The organism is Pseudomonas danubii (assembly GCF_042980055.1).
GTDB classification, from domain to species: domain Bacteria; phylum Pseudomonadota; class Gammaproteobacteria; order Pseudomonadales; family Pseudomonadaceae; genus Aquipseudomonas; species Aquipseudomonas danubii.
Window position 1 is genome coordinate 5,837,501 of sequence record NZ_CP116502.1, and the last position, 18,501, is coordinate 5,856,001.

Genomic DNA, 18,501 nt, shown 5'->3' on the forward strand with positions numbered 1-18,501 from the left:
GATGCCGTGGAGGACCCGGGGGATTACCCCTTCGGCCTGAACCCAGCCGGTTACACCAGCCGCAGCATGATCATCATCTGCAAATAGTGGCACCGTTCAATCTTCGGGCAGCCCTTCCAGCTGCCCAATGATCTGTTCATGGCTCGACGCCAGCACCTGCTGCTGGATACTCGGGCTCACCAGCATTCGCGCCACCACCAACGCGCCGACACACTGCGACAGAATCGACCAGGCCAGGCTTTCGCTACCTAAAGTCTGCGCCCAAGCCTGATGCAAACGGCAGATCCAGTCTTGCGCCTCCTGTCGGACTTCGACACTGCCCCGAGCAATCTCCGCACCCAACGCTGGCAACGCACAGCCCGCTCCCGGCTGCTGCAGATGCGCCACACTCAAATACTGCTTCAGACAGCGCCGCAGCTTTGCCTGATTCTGCCGCCCCTCCCCGCCCAGGCGCTCCAGGCTCTGGCTCAACTCGCGCTCGACAATGGAACCGAACAACTCGTCCTTGGACGTGAAGTGCGTATAAAAAGCCCCGCCACTGAGGCCGATGGCCTTCATCAACGCATCCACACCGACAGTAGAAAAACCGTTGTTCTTGGCCTGGGTGGCACTGCTCTGCAGCAGGCGTTCACGGGTTTCCTGCTTATGGCCGACTGAATAACGCATTCCTGATGGACTCCCCTGCTCGCTTGACGACAGAAAAATCATAGCATAACGTTCGTTTAGTTAACGATCGTTTACCCAATAGCGAGCCTCCCATGACTACAGCCTCGAACAAGAACAAAGTCGTACTGGTGGTCGGTGCCGGTGATGCCACCGGTGGTGCCATTGCCAAGCGTTTCGCCGCAGAAGGCTTTACTGCCTGCATGACCCGACGCAGCGCGGACAAACTGCAGCCGCTGGTGGAGGCCATCCAGCAAACCGGTAGCCAAGCCCATGGTTTTGCCTGCGATGCGCGCAAAGAAGAAGACGTGGTTGCACTGATCGAACAGATCGAAACCCAGATCGGTCCGATCGAAGCCTTCGTCTTCAACATCGGCGCCAACGTGCCCTGCAGCATCCTTGAGGAAACCGCACGCAAATACTTCAAGATCTGGGAGATGGCCTGTTTTTCGGGCTTCCTCAATGCCCGCGAGGTGGCCAAGCGCATGGTTACCCGCAAGCGCGGCACCATCCTGTTCACCGGCGCTACCGCCGGGGTCCGCGGCGCTGCGGGCTTTGCCGCCTTTGCCGGCGCCAAGCACGGTATCCGCGCCCTGGCCCAGAGCATGGCCCGGGAGCTGGGGCCCTTGAACATCCATGTCGGCCACATCATCGTCGACGGCGCCATCGACACCGACTTCATCCGCACCAGCTTTCCCGAGAAATATGCCCTCAAGGATCAGGACGGCATCCTCAACCCCGAGCATATCGCCGAGAACTACTGGTACCTGCACAGCCAGCCCCGTGATGCCTGGACCTTCGAACTGGACCTGCGCCCCTGGAACGAACGCTGGTAATCCCCTTCCATAACAACAATCAGGGAATCTGCATCATGAATAAAAAGGTGGAGTTCTTCTTCGACCTGGGCAGCCCGACTTCATACCTGGCCTACACCCAACTGCCGAAGATCTGTGTCCAGACCGGCAGTCAACTGGTCTACCAACCCATGCTGCTGGGCGGCGTCTTCAAGACCACCGGCAACGCGTCCCCCATCAGCGTCCCCGCCAAAGGCCGCTACATGCTGCAGGACTTGGCGCGCTTCGCCCAGCGCTACCAGGTGGAGCTCAATTTCAACCCGCACTTCCCCATCAACACCCTGCTGCTGATGCGCGCCACGACCGGAGTGCAGATGCATTTGCCGGAACGCTTCATCGATTTCATCGACTGCCTGTTCCGCGCACTCTGGGTCGACAAACGCAACCTCAACGACGCCGCCAGCGTCGCCCAGGTCCTGGAACAAGGCGGTTTCGACCCACAGCAGATCCTCGACCTGAGCAATGCCGAGGACGTCAAGACCGCTCTCAGGAACAACACCGAACAGGCGTTGCAGCGGGGAGTATTCGGTGCTCCCAGCATGTTCGTGGGTGAGGAATTGTTTTTCGGTCAGGATCGGCTCGACTTCGTCCGGGAAGCCTTGAGCAAGTGACCACCGGCATCTGCGGCGTCGCTTGAGTCGCCGCAGTCACCTCACCCGCGTTACGCGGGTGAGGCCTTGCATCAGATCGCCGCAGTACGCGCCTGCAACCACTCCAGCGCCGCCCCTTCCAACAGTGGACTGAGACGCCGGCGAACATCACCGTGATAAGCGTTGAGCCACTCGCGCTCATCCTGAGTCAGCAACGACGGCTCCAGGCAACGGCTGTCGATCGGGCACAACGTCAGGGTTTCAAACTTCAGGAACTCACCAAACTCGGTCGTACCTGCCTCACGGTTCAACACCAGATTCTCGATCCGCACCCCCCAACGCCCGGGACGATAGGTCCCCGGTTCGATGGAGGTAATCATCCCCGGCTGCATCGCGGTTTGCGGCGCCGGTGCGGCCTGATAGGCAATCACCTGCGGCCCCTCATGCACATTCAGGAAGTAGCCGACACCATGCCCGGTGCCATGTCCGTAATCCACGCCTTCGGCCCAGATCGGCGCACGGGCGATGGCATCCAGCAGCGGCGAAAGAATGCCCCGAGGGAACTGCGCCCGGGACAAGGCGATAACGCCCTTGAGCACTCGGGTGCAATCGCGCTTCTGCTCGGCACTCGGTTTACCGATCGGCACCATGCGGGTGATATCGGTGGTGCCGCCCAGGTACTGGCCGCCGGAGTCGATCAGCAACAGGCCATCGCCCTCGATCACCGCGTGTTCTTCAGGTGTGGCGTGGTAATGAGGCATCGCCCCATTGGCATTGAATGCGGCAATGGTATTGAAGCTCAGGGAGACATAACCCGGACGCCGCTCACGGGCGGCGGTCAGGTGTTCATCAATGGTCAGCTCGGTGACTCGTTCACGCCCCAGGGCACTCTCCAACCAGGCGAAGAATTCACAGAGGGCCGCGCCGTCTTGCTCCATGGCCTGGCGAATGTGCTCGGCGTCCGCCAGGCTCTTGCGCGACTTGGCCAAGGTAGTGGGATTGAGCCCTTCCAGCAGCTTCACCCCGGGAAGCAGATTGTCCAGCAGGCCGCTGGTGACCCGTGCCGGATCAATCTGCAAGGTCGCGTCTTCAGGCACTGCGCGCAGCGCCGCCGCCACTTCCGAATAGTCCCGCAGGCTCACGCCATCCGCCTCCAGCACCCCACGCAGGTGGTCATCGACCTTGCTCAAGGCCACGAACAAAGTGGCCTGCTGCTGGCTGATCAAGGCAAAGGACACAAACACCGGGTTGAACGAAACGTCCGCCCCCCGCAGGTTGAACAGCCAGGCGATATCGTCGAGGGTGGCGATGAAATGCCAATCCGCGCCACGCTCCTTGAGGGTTTCCCGCAGCTTGCCGAGCTTCTCCACCCGGCTCTGCGTCGCCTGTGGCGGCAAGTGTTGATAGACCGGCTGATCCGGCAACGCGGGACGATCACTCCACACTTCCTGGAGCAGATCGATGTCGGTCCGCAGACGGGCTCCGCGCTCCTGCAACTTGGCGCTCAGGGTGCGGGCCGAGGCCACGGCCATCACCGCGCCATCCACCGCCACCACCGCGCCTTGCGGAGTCTGCTCCGCCAGCCAGTCCAGGGGGCCAGGCTGGCCCGGCTGCAACTTCACCAGTTCGATACCACTGCCCTTGAGCTCCTTGCTGGCCTGTTCCCAGTAACGGCTGTCAGCCCAGACTCCGGCAAAATCCGCGGTCACGATCAGCGTGCCCACCGAGCCATGGAAGCCCGACAGCCACTGGCGCCCCTGCCAGTAACCCGGCAGGTACTCCGACAGATGCGGGTCGGCCGACGGCACCAACAAGGCATGAATGCCTTCGCGGCTCATCAACTGACGGACGTGCGCCAAGCGCTGGGGGACCACTCCCTGGGTCGAAGGCTGGGTACTCATTGTGTCTCCTTAACCGGCTTATTCATTGTTATGGAAGATCGAGATCACTCGACCCTCAAGACTGGGCTCCGGCCCAGAACGCCGGAGCAGTGGCGCATGACGCCTTGATCAATTGTGCGGCGCGATCCACATCCTCCTCGGTGGTAAAACGCCCGAGGCTCAAGCGAATGGTGCGACTGGCCTGCAATGCATCGTGCCCCAGGGCCAGCAGCACATGGGAAGGCGCATTGCTCGCCGAATTGCAGGCCGAGGTCGCGGAAAACGCCAGGGACGCACTCAGAGCTGCCGAATCGAAGCCCCCCTCGCTGAAAGTCAGGCTCAAGGTATGGGGAATGCGCTGGCTGACACTGCCATTCAAGCGCAGGCCGGCAATGCCCGCCAGTTGCTCCAGCAGTCGCTGGCGCAAGCGGACGATGGCCGCGGTTTCTTCCTCGAACAACTCACCCGCCAGGGCAAAGGCCGCGCCCATGGCGGCGATCTGATGGGTGGCCAGGGTCCCGGAACGCAATCCGCCTTCATGACCGCCACCATGAATCTGCGCCAGCAGCCGCTGCTGCGCCCCCGGCCCGACATACAGCGCGCCGATGCCCTTGGGGCCATACACCTTGTGCGCGGAGAACGACATCAGGTCCACCGGCCAGTGCCCAAGATCAATCGCCACCTTGCCGGCCCCCTGGGCCGCATCCACATGCAGCAGCGCACCTCGCTCACGCACCACCTGGCCAATCGCCGGGATGTCGTTGAGGGTGCCCAGTTCGTTGTTGACCAGCATCAACGACACCAGAAAAGTGTCGTCGCGCAAGGCTTCACTGACCGCCTGGGCGGTGATCAACCCGTCGGCGTCGGGCACCAGATAGGTCACCGCCACGCCGGCTTCCTGCAACTGGCGGGCGGTGTCGAGCACCGCCTTGTGTTCGATCTGGCTGGTGATGATGTGCCCACCGCTCAGGCCCCGAGCCTGCATCACGCCCTTGAGCGCCAGGTTGTTGGATTCGGTGGCGCCGGAAGTCCAGACGATCTGCTCAGGCTGCGCGCCCACCAACTGTGCGACTTGCTGCCGGGCGCGCTCGACACTGCGCCGCGCCTCCTGGCCAAAAGCATGGGAACTGGACGCCGGGTTGCCGAAATTGGCGTTGAAACCCAGACATTCCAGCATGACCTGGATGACCCGCTCATCCACCGGCGTGGTGGCGGCGTAGTCGAAATAAAGAGGACGTTTGTTCATGACTGAAGACCCGCAGAGCTTGTTCCAGGATCGGCATTGGCTCAGAGAAGATGATGCACAAGCGCGCCGTACAAGAACGGCGCGTCAACAGCGGGCACTGAGCAATACGCGATCGGATGCAGTTAAAGAAGAACACCTTCGTTTAAAAGTGCGTAGGAACGCTCCTGGGACGCAGCTTAACAGGCTCGGGGCAACGCGTTGAAGCGCCGCTTAACTGATGTTCTCCAGCAGCAAGGGCGCCAGGGAAATCACCAGCAATCCGGCCATTCCCAGATTGAACAGGCGCAGCCAGCGAGGGTTGCGCAGCACATTGCGCAACAGGCTGCCGCACGCGGCCCAGAGGCTGACCGTAGGGGCGTTGATCAAAGCGAACACCGCCGCGATCACCAGCACATTGGTGAAATAACCCTGTAGCGGGGTGTAAGTGCTGATGGCCCCCACCGCCATCACCCAGGCCTTGGGATTGACCCACTGAAACGCCGCAGCCCCCCAATACCCCAAAGGTTGCCCCTGGCCCTGTTGCTCCTCGGACATGGGCCCGGAACGGGCGATCTTCCATGCCAGGTACAGCAGGTACGCCGCTCCGACATATCGCAGCACGCTGTACAGCAACGGATAAGCCTCGAACACCGCCCCCAGGCCCAGGCCAACCGCCAGCACCAGAACGAAAAAACCGCAGCTGATGCCCAGGATATGAGGAATGGAACGGTTGAAGCCGAAGTTCACCCCCGAGGCCAGCAACATGGTGTTGTTAGGGCCGGGCGTGATGGAAGTGACCAGGGCAAACAGGGCGAACGCCAACAGCAGGTCAACGGAAAGGGTCATGAATGCAAGGTCCTGGGCAAGGGCGATCAGGCCTCGACCCTAACTCAGGGCCTGCCTGAAACCCACGGACAGTTACGCAAAACTTCGACCCGTACAGTTCTCTTCAACTGGCCGGATGGTGTCGACTGATATTGCGCTGGGCGCTCATCTCGCCCTGGCGGTCGAACGCCGCAGGACGGCCAAGCAACTCGGCCTTTTTCTGCTGGTACTCATCGAATGACAAGCCGCGGCGATTCAAGGCTTCCAGCGCCAGTTCGCGGGTTTCCTCGGCCGTGTAGGGACGCAGCTCAGGAGTGCCCGGGCTGGCACAGCCGGCCAGCACACTAAAAACCAACATCGACAGAACAACGGAGGAAGCCTTCATGGCGAGCACCTGGAGCGGGTTGCGAACAATGAACAAAGGCTACTCGCGCACCGGCACTGACAAAAATCATCCAGCTCGATAGTCGCTATTGACCGTTCCAAGGCCTTGGCAGTCGCTCCTTATATTCCATAAAGACCTATAAATATGGAAACAAGCTCTTTTGAGGAATAACAGCAAGCCTTTATAACAGCTGCATTGCGTTGCCCAACTGTTGCCCTGGCAACTGTTCGTCCGGCAACAGTCGATCAACAAAACAGTGCCTGCGCAACAGCAGCCAATCCGCACCGGATCGCCGGAAAGCCCCGTAATACAAGGCTTTAACGGGTTGGTACAGCTCTTGCTCCCGATCCAGGACACCTGCCATTGCTCGTAGAGCCACTGTTTAAAAAGGAACCGATCATGTCCCGTCCCTTGAACGTCGTTGCCCTCTCCGGTGGAACCTGGCGCCCGTCCCGCACCCTGGTGCTGACCCAGGCCCTGCTGGACGAACTGTCCGGGCACCTGCCGATCAACAGCCACCTCATCGAACTGGGCGATATTGCCCGTCCGCTAGGCGCAGCCCTGTCGCGCCAGGAACTGCCGGCCGAGGTCGAGGCCGAGCTCCAGGCCATCGAAAACGCCGACCTGTTGATCGTTGCCGCCCCGGTCTATCGCGGCTCCTACCCTGGCCTGCTCAAGCACCTGTTCGACCTCATCGACCTGAACGCCTTGATCGATACCCCGGTGCTGCTGGCCGCCACCGGAGGCAGCGAGCGCCACGCCCTGGTGCTGGATCACCAGTTGCGTCCGCTGTTCAGTTTCTTCCAGGCCCTGACCCTGCCGATTGGCGTGTACGCCACCGAAGCCGACTTCAGCCACTACCAGATCACCAGCGAACTGTTGAAAGCCCGCATCCAGCTGGCCGCCGAACGGGCCGCGCCGCTGTTTGGCGCTCACCCGAAAAACCTGCTGAAAATCGCTTAAGGACCTGTCATGGATGTGTTCTGGTTTCTTCCGACCCACGGCGACGGCCACTTCCTGGGCACTGCCCAGGGCGCCCGCCCGGTCACTCTCAACTACCTCAAGCAAGTCGCCCAGGCTGCGGACAGCCTGGGCTATCACGGCGTGCTGATTCCCACCGGACGCTCCTGCGAAGACTCCTGGGTCATCGCCTCGGCCCTGGTGCCGCTGACCGAGCGCCTGCGCTATCTGGTGGCGATTCGCCCGGGGATCATCTCCCCCACTGTTTCCGCGCGCATGGCCGCCACCCTGGACCGGCTGTCCAACGGCCGCCTGCTGATCAATGTGGTCACCGGTGGCGACCCGGACGAGAACCGTGGCGACGGCAGCTTCCTCAGCCACAGCGAACGCTACGAAGTGACTGACGAATTCCTGCAGATCTGGCGCCGGGTGCTGCAAGGCGAAGCCGTGGACTTCGAGGGCAAGCACCTGCATGTGCAGAACGCCAAGGCCCTGTATCCACCGGTGCAGAAACCCTACCCCCCGCTGTACTTCGGCGGCTCCTCCGAGGCCGCCCACGAATTGGCTGCCGATCAGGTGGATGTCTACCTGACCTGGGGCGAGCCTCCGGCGGCGGTGGCCCAAAAGCTGGCCGACGTGCGCGAACGCGCCGCGCGCAAGGGCCGCACGGTGAAGTTCGGCATTCGCCTGCACGTGATCGTCCGCGAAACCGAGGACGAAGCCTGGAAAGCGGCGGACAAACTGATCGAACACATCAGTGACGACACCATCGCCGCCGCCCAGCAATCCTTCGCGCGCTTCGACTCCGAAGGTCAGCGGCGCATGGCCGCCTTGCACGGCGGTCGCCGCGATCAACTGCAGATTGCTCCCAACCTCTGGGCCGGGGTCGGCCTGGTGCGTGGTGGCGCCGGCACCGCCCTGGTGGGCAACCCGCAACAAGTGGCCGAGCGCATCAAGGAATACGCCGACCTAGGGATCGAGAGCTTTATCTTCTCCGGCTACCCGCACCTGGAAGAGGCCTATCGCTTCGCCGAACTGGTGTTCCCACTGCTGCCGGAACCCTATGCCAGCCTGGCCGGCCGCGGTGTGACCAACCTGACCGGGCCGTTCGGCGAAATGATCGCCAATGACGTGTTGCCCAACAGCCGCTGAAATCCCCAAAGCTGTTGTAGGAGCCGGCTTGCCGGCGAAGGCGATCTTCCGGCCCTCTTCGCTGGCAAGCCAGCGCCTACAGCTCGCAGCACCTTTTCCCGGCCGCCGCAACGGCCACGAACGAGGAACACCGCGTGACTGCCAAACCGCAAAGCGCCCTGTTGTCCCCCTTGCAGACCGCCCGCCAACTGGCCGCCGAGTTTGCCCTCACCGCCGTCGAACGCGATGAACGTGGCGGCACCCCCAAAGCCGAGCGTGATGCCCTGCGCCACAGTGGCCTGCTGGCCCTGAGCATCCCCACCCAGTTCGGCGGGCTCGGCGCGCCCTGGAGCGAAACCCTGAACATCGTCCGCGAGTTCGCTCGGGTCGACAGCTCCATCGCCCACGTCTTCGGCTTCCATCACCTGATGCTGGCCACCGTGCGCCTGTTCGCCAAGCCCGAACAATGGCAACCCTGGTTCGAACAGACCGCGCGCAAGAACTGGTTCTGGGGCAACGCCCTCAACCCGTTGGACACCCGCACCCTGGTCAAGAACCTGGGCGGCTGGCGCGAGTTCTCCGGCAAGAAGAGCTTCTGCTCCGGGGCCAGCGATTCGGAAATGCTCATCGCCTCGGCGGTGGATGAGAGCAACGGCGGCAAATTGCTGATCGCCGCCATTCCCAGTGGTCGCAGCGGCATCACCCTGCACAACGACTGGAACAACATGGGCCAGCGCCAGACCGACAGCGGCAGCGCCACCTTTGAACGGGTCAGGGTGGAAGAGTCGGAACTGCTGCTGGACCCGGGCCCGCTGAGCACCCCGTTCGCCTGCCTGCGCCCGCTGATCGCCCAGCTGACCTTTACCCACATGTTCCTCGGCATTGCCGAAGGCGCCTTCGAGGAAGCCCGGCAATACACCCTGAGCGAAACCCGGGTCTGGCATAAGTCCAGCGCCCAGGATGTGCGCCAGGACCCTTACATCCTCAGCCACTACGGCGAATTCTGGGTGGCCCTGGAAGGCATCCGCCTGCTGGTGGAACGGGCCGCCGCGCTGCTGGACCAGGCCTGGGCCAAAGGCCCGAACCTCAGCGCCGAGGAGCGCGGACACCTGGCCACCGCCATCGCCACCGCCAAAGTTGCCGCCAGCCGCCAGGGCCTGGACCTGTGCAGCCGGCTGTTCGAAGTCACCGGTGCGCGCTCGACCCACGCCTCCCTGCGCCTGGACCGCCATTGGCGCAACCTGCGCACCCAGACCCTGCACGACCCGCTGGATTACAAGCTCCACGAACTGGGTGACTGGGCACTGAACCAGTCCCTGCCGACCCCGACTTTTTACTCCTAGCCCTTTTGTTCACGGAGAGTGCCGATGCAGCTGCTGACCCTACCCCCTTCGCCTGCCCTGGCGACCTCGATCCGCGCCACCGCCCAGGTGTTCGAGGACCCGAAATCCCAGGCCCTGCTGGCGCACCTGCAACAGGTGGCACCCAGTGAAGCCAGCGTGCTGATCATCGGTGAAACCGGGACCGGCAAGGAACTGGTGGCACGCCATATCCACAACCTCAGCGCCCGGCGCAACCGGCCGTTCGTGGCGGTGAACTGCGGCGCCTTCTCCGAATCCCTGGTGGAAGCCGAACTCTTCGGCCATGAAAAAGGCGCTTTCACCGGCGCCCTTAGCGCCAAGGCCGGCTGGTTCGAAGAGGCCGACGGCGGCACCCTGTTCCTCGACGAGATCGGCGATTTGCCCATGGCCATCCAGGTCAAGCTGCTGCGGGTGCTGCAAGAACGGGAAGTGGTGCGCCTGGGCTCGCGCAAAAGCATCCCCATCGACGTGCGGGTCCTGGCCGCCACCAACGTCCAGCTGGAAAAGGCCATCAATGCCGGGCACTTTCGCGAGGACCTGTATTACCGCCTGGACGTGGTCAGCCTGGAACTGAGCCCGCTGCGCGAACGCCCCGGCGACATCCTGCCCCTGACCCGGCATTTCATCGAGGCCTACAGCCAGCGCCTGGGCTACGGCAGCATCAGCATCAGCAAAGAGGCCGAACACAAACTCAAGAGCTACAGCTGGCCGGGCAACATCCGCGAACTGGAAAACGTCATCCACCACACCCTGTTGATCTGCCGCAACGGCGTGATCGAGCGCGATGACCTGCGCCTGTCGAACATGCGCATCGAGCGTGCCGATGACAGCCATCCCAGCCACGACGACTCCGCCGAAGCGCTGCTGGACCGGGCCTTCCAGAAACTCTTCGCCGAGCAGGCCGGCGCCTTGCATGAAAAGGTCGAGGACGCCCTGCTGCGCGCGGCCTATCACTTCAGCCACTACAACCAGGTGCACACCGCCAACCTGTTGGGCCTGAGCCGCAACGTCACCCGCACCCGGCTGATCAAGATCGGCGAACTGGCGGTCAACAAGCGGCGCCCGGTGGACGCCCACAGCGAACGCACCCTGCAGTTGTCGATCTAGAGCAGGTTGCAGTGCAAGGCATTGTCCTGGCTGCGGGCAATACTGCTCAGCACCTGGAACGAACCGAAGGTCACGGTCTTGGCCTGATGGGTCAGGATCAACTGCCAGAAATCCTGCTCGCCGCTTTCGAAACGCTCGAAGGCTGCCTCGCCGGCTTCCCGGGATTGCCATTGCAGGTAATTGAGCACCCGCCGACCGTCGTCGCTGGCCTGCACACTGGCACTGAGAAAGCCGTCATAGCCCTGGGCCAGGCGCTCGGTCTGCGCGGACAAGGCCGACACCAGAGCCTCCTGCTGGTGCGGTTCGATCTCGAACTCGATCAACTGGGTGAAACTGCGGTTTCTCTCAAATGCGGTCATGAACAGCTCCTTACAGCGGTCGGACAGAATCTTGCGATTGAATGCGCTGCAGGGTAAAACCTCTAGTTAAGTCAAGGTCAAGCCTGTTTTTCATCCTGGTGCCCTTTAATGATCGAACCCGACGCCCTCCACAAAGAACTGACGGTGGGCCAGCTCTCGGCCCGCAGCGGCGTGGCCGTGACCGCGCTGCACTTCTACGAAAGCAAAGGACTGATCAAGAGCAACCGCAACGCCGGCAACCAGCGGCGCTACCCGCGTTCGGTGCTGCGTCGCGTGTCCCTGATCAAGGTGGCCCAGCGCCTGGGCATTCCCCTGGCAGAGATTGGCCAGGCCCTGGCGACCCTGCCCGCCGACCGCGCGCCCACTGCCGCGGACTGGCAGCGCCTGTCGGAACAGTGGAGCCGCGAACTGGACGAACGCATCCGCCAACTGAGCCTGCTGCGCGAGCGGCTGAACCAGTGCATTGGTTGCGGCTGCCTGTCCATGGAAGGGTGTCCGTTGCGCAACCATGGGGATGCCCTGGGAGACGCCGGCCCGGGCGCTCGCCTGCTGGAGCCCGACGCCACCACCCGGTAGCCGGCTTCCCTCGTAGGAGCCGGCTTGCCGGCGAAAGCGATCTCGCGGGCCCCTTCGCTGGCAAGCCAGCTCCTACGGCCGGGGATGGGGCGATGGTCAGAAGCCGGGGGCGATCTGGCCTTTGTAGCGGGTCAGGATGAATTGGCGCACAGCGTCGGAGTTCAGCGCCTTGGCCAGTTTCTGAATCCGCGGGTCGTTGCGGTTGTCCGGGCGGGCCACCAGGAACTCGATGTACAGGTCCTTGCCCTTCTCTACGATCAAGGCGCTGTTGGTGTCGATCCCGGCCTCCAGGGCGTAGTTGGCGAAGACGAACGCCAGGTCCACCTGGCTCACCGAACGGGCCAGCAAGGCGCCTTCCAGTTCACGGATCTTCAGGTGCTTGGGGTTGTCGACAATGTCACGCGGGGTGGCCAGGGTGTTGCTCGGGTCCTTGAGCTTGATCAGCCCCGCCTCATGCAGCAGCACCAGGGCACGGCCGGTGTTCACCGGGTCGTTGGGAATCGACACCGTGGCGCCGTCCTTGAGCTCGGCAATGTGCTTGATCCTGGTGGAATAGGCACCGAAGGGCTCGATGTGCACCCCCACCACCGGCACCAGGTCGGTGTGCCGGGTCTTGTTGAAGTCGTCGAGGAACGGCCGGTACTGGTAGTAGTTGGCGTCGAGGTTCTTCAACGCCAATTGCTGGTTGGGCTGGATGAAGTCGGTGAAGACCTTGATGTCCAGGTCCACGCCCTCCCTGGCCAACTCGGGTTTGACGAATTCGAGGATCTCGGCGTGGGGAACCGGGGTGGCGCCCACCACCAGTTTCTCGTTGGCATGCACGCTCAAGGACAGCACAGCGGCCAATACGGCCAGGGTCTTTTTCATGGAGTTGCTCCTAAGGCAGATGACTGACAGCCGTCGTGAGGCGCACGTGGGCCGTGTGTTTTGGGTGTTTGTTATTCACGGGTTTGATTCAACGTCGGCTGTAGCGCGCCACCAGACGGTCGCCGGTCATCTGCAGGGCCTGCACCAGCACCAGCAGCAGGACCACGGTGACCAGCATCACGTCGGTCTGGAAACGCTGGTAGCCGTAGCGAATGGCCAGGTCCCCCAACCCGCCAGCGCCGATCACCCCGGCCATGGCGGTGTAGTCCACTAGCACGATGGCGGTCACCGTGACCGCTGCCAGCAGGCCGCCTCGGGCTTCGGGCAACAACGTGTGGCGGATGATCTGCCAGGTGCTGCCGCCCATGGCCTGGGTCGCCTCCACCACTCCACGGTCCACCTCCCTCAGGGCGGTTTCCACCAGCCGGGCAAAGAACGGCGTGCAGCCCACCACCAGCGGCGGGATGGTGCCCGGCACGCCGAGGGAGGTGCCCACCAGCAGCGTGGTCAGGGGAATCAGCACGATCAGCAGGATGATGAAGGGCAACGAACGCAGCACGTTGACCAGCACCGACAGCACTCGATAGATGCCCTGGGCTTCATGCAACTGGCGCTGGCCGGTGAGAAACAGCAGCACCCCCAGCGGCAGCCCCAATAGCACGGTAAAGCCCAGGGCCGCACCGAGCATGCTCAGGGTGTCGAGACAGGCCTGGGCGATATCGGCCCAATAGATGTTCTTGAACCACTCGGCCATGGCATCAGGACCAATCGTGGCGCGGTGGCTTGATGTCGTTGAGCAGCCAGTTGCCCACCACGTGGTACTTCCAGCGCACCGGGTCGTGCAGGGTGTGCACCCGGGCATTGCGCCAGTGGCGGTCGAAGTTGTGGCGCTTGAGGGTCGAGCGGGTGCCGCCCAACTCGAACAGCTTGTTGCTGGCCTCGATGGCGATCTCGGTGGTCAGCACCTTGGCCTTGGCCACCGCCAGGGACGCCCGGGCGACACTGTCTTCATCAGGTGCCGAACGCGCCGCATCCAGGGCCAGGCCGGCGCGCTCCAGCAGGGCTTCGGCGGCCTCCAGGCGGATCTCCAGGGCCCCCACCTGGATGATGGTCAGTGGATCTTCACTGGCCTTTTCCACCCCGGCGTCGATCCACGGCCGGGCGTGCTGACGAACAAAGGCGATGGTGTCCCGTAGCGCCGCCCGGGCGATGCCGGCGTCGATGGCCGCCGTGGTCAGCTGGGCGAAGGGCCCGGCCAGGGTCGGGCTTTCATAGGAACGATAGGTGGGGAACAGGTTGAAGGCCGGCACCAGCAGGTTTTGCGCCAGCACCGTGCCGCTGGACGTGGTGCGCTGGCCGATGCTGTCCCAGTCATCGATCACTACCAATCCCTCACTGCCCCGGGGCACAAAGGCCAGTTGCCCGCGGCCCTGCTCGTCCAGGGCCAGCACCGCCAGCCAGTGGGCATACAGCGAACCGGTGCAGTAACCCTTGCGGCCATTGATCACATAACCGTCACCTGAGCGACGGATGCTGGCCTGAATGTCCTGAACGTTCTTGCCGCCGGTTTCCGACAGGGCATTGGCAAAACGGTGGCCTTGCAGGGCCAGGGCAAAAAAATGCGCCTGCTGCTCCGGGGTGCCTTGCAGGCGGATGTCTTCCAGCAGGCAGTAGTGATTCTGCGGGATCTGCCCCAGGGACGGATCGGCGGCGGAAATGATGGCGATCACCTCGGCCAGCACCGCGTAGGACACCTGCGCGCCGCCATATTCCCGGGGCACGCTGATGCCCCACAGGCCACTGTTGGAATACAGGTCGACCACCTGCGACGGCACCTCACGAGTGCGGTCGCGCTCGGCGTCCTGCTCCAGCAGGACGGCAGCCACGCGCCGGGCCACGATCAACGCTTCGACGCCATCGCGGATCACATGGGCGGCCGGGGTATGCAGGGGATAAAAGGCAGATTCAGGCAATGAAGACATACAGCGCTCTCGGGCGAATGAAGGTTCCACCCCGCTATTGCAGCTTCTGTGCCGAAAGATCAGCCCTGTGAAATCAAGGGTTTACAGGCCGTTCCTGGCGGTTGCCCAGCGGGCCGCCAGACAAATTGCTGGAGGGCTGTTGTTGGGCCAACAGTGAGTCGCTGTTGCCTGGACGACACCTCGTCAGCCCACACCGATACCGAAGGTTCCCGGGTATAGAGTGAAAGCTGCTCGATCCAGCGACGGACCCGTTTCCAACAACAACATCAAGGAGAAACCCAGATGAGCGTCAAACCCATTCCCGAAGGCTTCAACGGCGTCACTCCCTACTTGGGCATCAAGCGCGCCGCCGAGGCCATCGAGTTCTACAAGCAGGCCTTCGGCGCGGTGGAAACCATGCGCCTGGAGATGCCCGACGGCAGCGTGGGCCATGCCGAACTGCGCATCGGCGGCTCGGCCATCATGCTCGGCAGCCCCTGCGAGGAAACCCCGATGGAAAGCCCGGACAGCCACAAGACGTCGGTTGGGCTGCATCTGTATGTGGAGGATGTCGATCGCAGCTTCGCCCGGGCATTGGCCGTCGGCGGCACCGAGGTGTCGGCAGTCAAGGACCAGTTTTACGGCGACCGCAGCGGCAGCCTGCGTGACCCGTTCGGCCATGTGTGGTTCCTGGCCAGCCGCAAGGAAGACCTGAGTACCGAGGAAATCAGCCGGCGGGCGCAGGAAATGTTCCAGCAACAACCCCATTGACCCGCCCTGACGCCCAGCCGGCGAAGGCGATCTCACGGTCCCCTTCGCTGGCAAGCCAGCTCCTACACCGGTCAGCCGCCCCTGATGCACAAATCGAACGACCAGGAATCCCCGTTTCACGGGGCTTTCCTGGCTTCGTAACATTTACTTTCATATCGCCTTTCAGGATTTACGATTCTCATTCGTCTTAATTAGATGCAGCAGGCCGCGTTGGCCAAGGCTATGCCCGGCACCTTTGCGCCGGGCTCGGCCCAGGGTTCCAGTGCCGCTCCATTCCTCGAATCAAGACGCCCACTCCATGTCGAAGAAGTCCCGTTCAAAAATCTGGTTTCTGGTGCACAGCTGGCTGGCCCTGCCCATCTGGTTCTTCGTGCTGATCGTCTGTGTCACCGGCACCCTGGCGGTGGTCAGCCAGGAGATCGTATGGCTGGCCAATCCGGATATCCGAGCCAGTAAACCCAGCGATGATGCCCAGCCGCTCAATTACGACCAGATCGTGGCGGCCATCAAGCAGGCCGACCCCAGCACCCGCATCGATACCATCGTGACCCCGGACGAAAGCCATTTCGCCCTGAGTGTCAGCGTCAGCTACCCGGACGGCCGTTCCCCAACGCTGTACGTCAACCCCTACACCGGGGCGATCCAGGGCACCAGCCCAGTGTTCGACTTCCAGGGCTTCACCCGGGCCCTGCATGGCTGGTGGCTGGTGCCCTTCACCAACGGCTACAGCTGGGGTTGGTACCTGGTGTCGTTCCTCGGCCTGCCGCTGCTGATTTCGTTGATCACCGGGCTGGTGGTCTACAAGAAGTTCTGGAAGGGCTTTCTCAAGCCGACCCTGCGCCTGCGCCATGGGGCACGGATCTTCTGGGGCGACTTCCACCGCCTGAGCGGCATCTGGTCCATCTGGTTTATCACGGTGATCTCGATCACCGGCATCTGGTTCCTGATCGAGGCCGTGCTCGCCGACAACCACATCAGCATTTCCAGCCAACCCATTGTTCCGGTCATCGCCCGGGAGCAGGTGCCGACCACCACCGATGGCAGCCCCGCGCCGATGATCGGCCTGGACCAGGCCATCGGCATCGCCACCCAGAAGATCCCCGGTTTCGACATCAGCTTCGTCAGCCTGCCAAGCAATGCCTACAGCCACCTGTACGTAGGCGGTCGTGGCTGGTACCCGCTGATGTACCAGACCGCCAACATCAACCCCTACACCGGCTCCCTGGACACCTCTCACCTGCTGGGGGACCGCAGCACCCTGGAGTTCGTCACCGAGTCCATGCGCCCGCTGCACACCGGAGATTTTGGTGGGATCTGGGTCAAGCTGATCTGGTTCTTCTTCGGTCTGGTGCTGAGCATGATGGTCCTCAGCGGGCTGTTGATCTGGACCAAGCGCACCGCCCTGGCCACCGCCAACGCCCTCAAGCGTGAGGAGAAGGCCGCCCGGGCGCGTCCCGCGAGCAAACCCGTGCCGACGCCCACCCCGGCCATGAGCATCGAAACTTCGGAGAGCCACTCGTGAGCCAGACCCACAGCGCAACCGCGCCTTCGCAGCTGAGCCGGCTTTGGCATAAATGGCGCTTTCACCTGAACATCCTGCTGTTGCTGATCCCCCTGGGCTTCATGCCCAAGTACCTCGCCGATGCCTCGTTGTTTCGCGGCGACAGCGGCCTGGGGGAACGGGAGATCGGTGAAATCCAGGTCGGCCCCTGGAGCCTGCGCCTGGCCGAGATGCGCAACGAAGCGCCCCGCAGCGATGGCCCCGCCGGCTACCTGAAAAGCTTCAACGCCGCCCTGTGCCAGGCCTGCATCGAACCGGTCAAGGCGACCTACCTGCGCATCGGCAAACCCCGCAGCCTGCGGGCCGCCGGGGTGATCTTCTTCGGTAGCCCGTACCGCATGGGGGCCAGCCTGCCGATTCCGCAAAAGACCAAAGCCGACGCTGAGCTGTGGATCACCCTGGAAGGCTGGGACGGCAGCATGCACCAGGCATCCATTCCCCTGAGCCAGGCGTCCCCCGCCACCGTGGCCTGGCTCGAAAAACAAGGAGGCAAATGATGATTCGCGCAGTATCTACCCGGCGCCTCGGCGCCGCTGCCCTGTTGCTGCTGAGTGCCGCCTTCAGCCACAGCGCCCTGGCCCACAACCCGATGTGCGAGTGCAAGGCCATCGACGCCGAGCAGATCCGCTGCACCGGCGGTTTTTCCGATGGCAGCGGCGCTCCGGGGGTGACCCTGGACGTGATCGGCTACGACGAAACCATCCTCGTACCGGGCAAGCTCGGCAGCGATTCGACCCTGACCTTCAAGAAACCCTCCAGCGAGTTCTACGTGCTGTTCGATGCCGGCCCCGGTCACGTGGTCGAGATCGACCAAGCGGATATCGAGACCCCATGACTCCTGCCACCACCCAGGTCGTGCGCCCCGCCGGCGCCGGTCACGAAACCCTCTACGTCCTGTTGCTGTGCCTGCTGATTCTGTGTGTCGCCGGCAGCGTGGTGCTGTGGCGCGGCGAAACAGTCGAAACCGCCAGCGTCGCCAGCCACCAGCTCGACGCCCGCCGTGATCTGAGCGCCGGCGAACAAGGCATTTACGCCGACCTGCGAGTGACCCTCGACGAGATCCATCTGCTGCAGGCCGAAAGCCAGACGCTGCCGAGCCCGGAGCAACTGGCCGAGGAAGGCTTCGCTCCCTTTGCCCAGGACGCCAGCTCGGTGAGCCGCGGCGGCCATGCCTGGCAATTGCAGGATCAGGCCTACCTGGGCCTGAGCCAGAACCCGCAAGTGGCCGGCTCCTTCCTGATGCGCCTGGACACCGAAGATCAGGCCAAGGTGGACATCTGGCTCAACCGCGCCCCGTCTGTCGCCGTGCCGGTCGATCTCAGCGACGCGACGCTGGCCGCCGCCGGCTGGCAACAGGTGGTCGCGCAATTCGATGCAGGGGTGACTCGCCAGCATCGTCACTGATCTTTTTGCATTCACCCGAGA

22 protein-coding genes (1 of these 22 running past the window's edge) are annotated in these 18,501 nt (G+C 63.1%); 13 read left to right on the forward strand and 9 right to left on the reverse strand.

Annotation, left to right across the window (positions count from 1 at the left end):
- On the forward strand, positions 1-87 hold the final stretch of the coding sequence (locus PFZ56_RS26105; protein WP_102880366.1) for a hypothetical protein. The gene continues 195 nt to the left of window position 1, outside the view; only the last 87 of its 282 coding nucleotides appear in the window; its start codon lies off the left edge, out of view; the stop codon is at positions 85-87.
- Positions 88-96: 9 nt separating this feature from the next.
- Here PFZ56_RS26105 and PFZ56_RS26110 read toward each other — a convergent pair whose 3' ends face one another.
- Positions 97-666 (reverse strand): TetR/AcrR family transcriptional regulator, encoded by a 570-nt coding sequence (locus PFZ56_RS26110; RefSeq protein WP_102880367.1) that lies wholly within the window; start codon positions 664-666, stop codon positions 97-99.
- 92 nt (positions 667-758) lie between these two features.
- Between PFZ56_RS26110 and PFZ56_RS26115 the strand changes: the two genes are divergently transcribed.
- Complete coding sequence (locus tag PFZ56_RS26115) at positions 759-1,499, forward strand: SDR family oxidoreductase (RefSeq protein ID WP_170002695.1); 741 nt, start codon at positions 759-761, stop codon at positions 1,497-1,499.
- Between the two features lie 35 nt (positions 1,500-1,534).
- Positions 1,535-2,128, forward strand: a complete 594-nt coding sequence (locus tag PFZ56_RS26120; RefSeq protein ID WP_170002697.1) for a 2-hydroxychromene-2-carboxylate isomerase — start codon at positions 1,535-1,537, stop codon at positions 2,126-2,128.
- Positions 2,129-2,199: 71 nt separating this feature from the next.
- On the opposite strand, the gene PFZ56_RS26125 is transcribed toward PFZ56_RS26120, so the two are convergent.
- The 4 genes from PFZ56_RS26125 to PFZ56_RS26140 all read right to left on the reverse strand — a co-directional run bounded on the left by PFZ56_RS26125 (position 2,200) and on the right by PFZ56_RS26140 (position 6,422).
- On the reverse strand, positions 2,200-4,008 hold the full coding sequence (locus PFZ56_RS26125) for an aminopeptidase P family protein (RefSeq protein WP_110597231.1): 1,809 nt from the start codon (positions 4,006-4,008) through the stop codon (positions 2,200-2,202).
- Positions 4,009-4,063: 55 nt separating this feature from the next.
- Entirely contained in the window at positions 4,064-5,233 is a 1,170-nt protein-coding gene (locus PFZ56_RS26130; protein ID WP_170002699.1) for a cysteine desulfurase family protein, read from the reverse strand.
- Positions 5,234-5,443: 210 nt separating this feature from the next.
- Entirely contained in the window at positions 5,444-6,058 is a 615-nt protein-coding gene (locus tag PFZ56_RS26135) for a LysE family translocator (protein WP_102860979.1), read from the reverse strand.
- Positions 6,059-6,161: 103 nt separating this feature from the next.
- Positions 6,162-6,422 carry a hypothetical protein gene (locus tag PFZ56_RS26140; protein ID WP_102880371.1) on the reverse strand — a complete coding sequence of 87 codons (261 nt, stop codon included), beginning with the start codon at positions 6,420-6,422 and terminating at the stop codon, positions 6,162-6,164.
- A gap of 399 nt (positions 6,423-6,821) precedes the next feature.
- On the opposite strand from PFZ56_RS26140, the gene msuE reads away from it, so the two are divergent.
- From msuE to PFZ56_RS26160, 4 genes are all read left to right on the forward strand, one after another.
- A complete protein-coding gene (gene msuE / locus PFZ56_RS26145) occupies positions 6,822-7,385 on the forward strand; it encodes an FMN reductase (protein ID WP_102860977.1) in 564 nt (187 codons plus the stop codon).
- A gap of 9 nt (positions 7,386-7,394) precedes the next feature.
- Positions 7,395-8,534: an FMNH2-dependent alkanesulfonate monooxygenase gene (gene ssuD / locus PFZ56_RS26150; protein WP_102880373.1), complete on the forward strand. Its 1,140-nt coding sequence runs from the start codon at positions 7,395-7,397 to the stop codon at positions 8,532-8,534.
- Positions 8,535-8,668: 134 nt separating this feature from the next.
- Positions 8,669-9,856 (forward strand): acyl-CoA dehydrogenase family protein, encoded by a 1,188-nt coding sequence (locus PFZ56_RS26155; RefSeq protein WP_170002701.1) that lies wholly within the window; start codon positions 8,669-8,671, stop codon positions 9,854-9,856.
- 24 nt (positions 9,857-9,880) lie between these two features.
- A complete protein-coding gene (locus tag PFZ56_RS26160; protein WP_170002703.1) occupies positions 9,881-10,981 on the forward strand; it encodes a sigma-54-dependent Fis family transcriptional regulator in 1,101 nt (366 codons plus the stop codon).
- Here the strand turns inward: PFZ56_RS26160 and PFZ56_RS26165 are convergent.
- Positions 10,978-11,340 carry an antibiotic biosynthesis monooxygenase gene (locus PFZ56_RS26165; RefSeq protein WP_102880376.1) on the reverse strand — a complete coding sequence of 121 codons (363 nt, stop codon included), beginning with the start codon at positions 11,338-11,340 and terminating at the stop codon, positions 10,978-10,980. The genes PFZ56_RS26160 and PFZ56_RS26165 overlap by 4 nt on opposite strands.
- A 108-nt stretch (positions 11,341-11,448) precedes the next feature.
- Here PFZ56_RS26165 and soxR point away from each other — a divergent pair, with 108 nt between their 5' ends.
- On the forward strand, positions 11,449-11,916 hold the full coding sequence (gene soxR, locus PFZ56_RS26170) for a redox-sensitive transcriptional activator SoxR (RefSeq protein WP_123394240.1): 468 nt from the start codon (positions 11,449-11,451) through the stop codon (positions 11,914-11,916).
- 96 nt (positions 11,917-12,012) lie between these two features.
- On the opposite strand, the gene PFZ56_RS26175 is transcribed toward soxR, so the two are convergent.
- The 3 genes from PFZ56_RS26175 to PFZ56_RS26185 form a co-directional block, all read right to left on the reverse strand.
- Entirely contained in the window at positions 12,013-12,783 is a 771-nt protein-coding gene (locus PFZ56_RS26175; protein ID WP_102880379.1) for a MetQ/NlpA family ABC transporter substrate-binding protein, read from the reverse strand.
- Between the two features lie 88 nt (positions 12,784-12,871).
- Positions 12,872-13,537 (reverse strand): methionine ABC transporter permease, encoded by a 666-nt coding sequence (locus PFZ56_RS26180; RefSeq protein ID WP_110597225.1) that lies wholly within the window; start codon positions 13,535-13,537, stop codon positions 12,872-12,874.
- Positions 13,538-13,541: 4 nt separating this feature from the next.
- Positions 13,542-14,765, reverse strand: coding sequence for an SfnB family sulfur acquisition oxidoreductase (locus PFZ56_RS26185; RefSeq protein ID WP_170002707.1), 1,224 nt, complete (start codon positions 14,763-14,765; stop codon positions 13,542-13,544).
- Positions 14,766-15,047: 282 nt separating this feature from the next.
- Here PFZ56_RS26185 and PFZ56_RS26190 point away from each other — a divergent pair, with 282 nt between their 5' ends.
- The 5 genes from PFZ56_RS26190 to PFZ56_RS26210 all read left to right on the forward strand — a co-directional run bounded on the left by PFZ56_RS26190 (position 15,048) and on the right by PFZ56_RS26210 (position 18,480).
- Positions 15,048-15,515, forward strand: coding sequence for a VOC family protein (locus PFZ56_RS26190; RefSeq protein WP_110597223.1), 468 nt, complete (start codon positions 15,048-15,050; stop codon positions 15,513-15,515).
- Positions 15,516-15,813: 298 nt separating this feature from the next.
- The gene (locus PFZ56_RS26195; RefSeq protein WP_102880383.1) at positions 15,814-17,037 is read left to right on the forward strand and encodes a PepSY domain-containing protein; all 1,224 of its coding nucleotides are present in this window, start codon (positions 15,814-15,816) and stop codon (positions 17,035-17,037) included.
- Positions 17,034-17,573 carry a thiamine pyrophosphate-binding protein gene (locus PFZ56_RS26200; protein WP_102880384.1) on the forward strand — a complete coding sequence of 180 codons (540 nt, stop codon included), beginning with the start codon at positions 17,034-17,036 and terminating at the stop codon, positions 17,571-17,573. The genes PFZ56_RS26195 and PFZ56_RS26200 overlap by 4 nt, the downstream gene beginning before the upstream one ends.
- Complete coding sequence (locus PFZ56_RS26205; RefSeq protein WP_102880385.1) at positions 17,573-17,911, forward strand: hypothetical protein; 339 nt, start codon at positions 17,573-17,575, stop codon at positions 17,909-17,911. The genes PFZ56_RS26200 and PFZ56_RS26205 overlap by 1 nt, the downstream gene beginning before the upstream one ends.
- Positions 17,908-18,480, forward strand: coding sequence for a DUF6162 family protein (locus PFZ56_RS26210; protein WP_102880386.1), 573 nt, complete (start codon positions 17,908-17,910; stop codon positions 18,478-18,480). Before PFZ56_RS26205 ends, PFZ56_RS26210 begins: the two co-directional genes overlap by 4 nt.
- The last annotated feature ends 21 nt before the right edge of the window (positions 18,481-18,501 follow it).

Coding starts and splice junctions, on each gene's coding strand:
- PFZ56_RS26110 (WP_102880367.1), bottom strand. CDS start 666: ATGCGTTATTCAGTCGGCCATAAGCAGGAAACCCGTGAACGCCTGCTG.
- PFZ56_RS26115 (WP_170002695.1), top strand. CDS start 759: ATGACTACAGCCTCGAACAAGAACAAAGTCGTACTGGTGGTCGGTGCC.
- PFZ56_RS26120 (WP_170002697.1), top strand. CDS start 1,535: ATGAATAAAAAGGTGGAGTTCTTCTTCGACCTGGGCAGCCCGACTTCA.
- PFZ56_RS26125 (WP_110597231.1), bottom strand. CDS start 4,008: ATGAGTACCCAGCCTTCGACCCAGGGAGTGGTCCCCCAGCGCTTGGCG.
- PFZ56_RS26130 (WP_170002699.1), bottom strand. CDS start 5,233: ATGAACAAACGTCCTCTTTATTTCGACTACGCCGCCACCACGCCGGTG.
- PFZ56_RS26135 (WP_102860979.1), bottom strand. CDS start 6,058: ATGACCCTTTCCGTTGACCTGCTGTTGGCGTTCGCCCTGTTTGCCCTG.
- PFZ56_RS26140 (WP_102880371.1), bottom strand. CDS start 6,422: ATGAAGGCTTCCTCCGTTGTTCTGTCGATGTTGGTTTTTAGTGTGCTG.
- msuE (WP_102860977.1), top strand. CDS start 6,822: ATGTCCCGTCCCTTGAACGTCGTTGCCCTCTCCGGTGGAACCTGGCGC.
- ssuD (WP_102880373.1), top strand. CDS start 7,395: ATGGATGTGTTCTGGTTTCTTCCGACCCACGGCGACGGCCACTTCCTG.
- PFZ56_RS26160 (WP_170002703.1), top strand. CDS start 9,881: ATGCAGCTGCTGACCCTACCCCCTTCGCCTGCCCTGGCGACCTCGATC.
- PFZ56_RS26165 (WP_102880376.1), bottom strand. CDS start 11,340: ATGACCGCATTTGAGAGAAACCGCAGTTTCACCCAGTTGATCGAGTTC.
- soxR (WP_123394240.1), top strand. CDS start 11,449: ATGATCGAACCCGACGCCCTCCACAAAGAACTGACGGTGGGCCAGCTC.
- PFZ56_RS26175 (WP_102880379.1), bottom strand. CDS start 12,783: ATGAAAAAGACCCTGGCCGTATTGGCCGCTGTGCTGTCCTTGAGCGTG.
- PFZ56_RS26180 (WP_110597225.1), bottom strand. CDS start 13,537: ATGGCCGAGTGGTTCAAGAACATCTATTGGGCCGATATCGCCCAGGCC.
- PFZ56_RS26185 (WP_170002707.1), bottom strand. CDS start 14,765: ATGTCTTCATTGCCTGAATCTGCCTTTTATCCCCTGCATACCCCGGCC.
- PFZ56_RS26190 (WP_110597223.1), top strand. CDS start 15,048: ATGAGCGTCAAACCCATTCCCGAAGGCTTCAACGGCGTCACTCCCTAC.
- PFZ56_RS26195 (WP_102880383.1), top strand. CDS start 15,814: ATGTCGAAGAAGTCCCGTTCAAAAATCTGGTTTCTGGTGCACAGCTGG.
- PFZ56_RS26205 (WP_102880385.1), top strand. CDS start 17,573: ATGATTCGCGCAGTATCTACCCGGCGCCTCGGCGCCGCTGCCCTGTTG.
- PFZ56_RS26210 (WP_102880386.1), top strand. CDS start 17,908: ATGACTCCTGCCACCACCCAGGTCGTGCGCCCCGCCGGCGCCGGTCAC.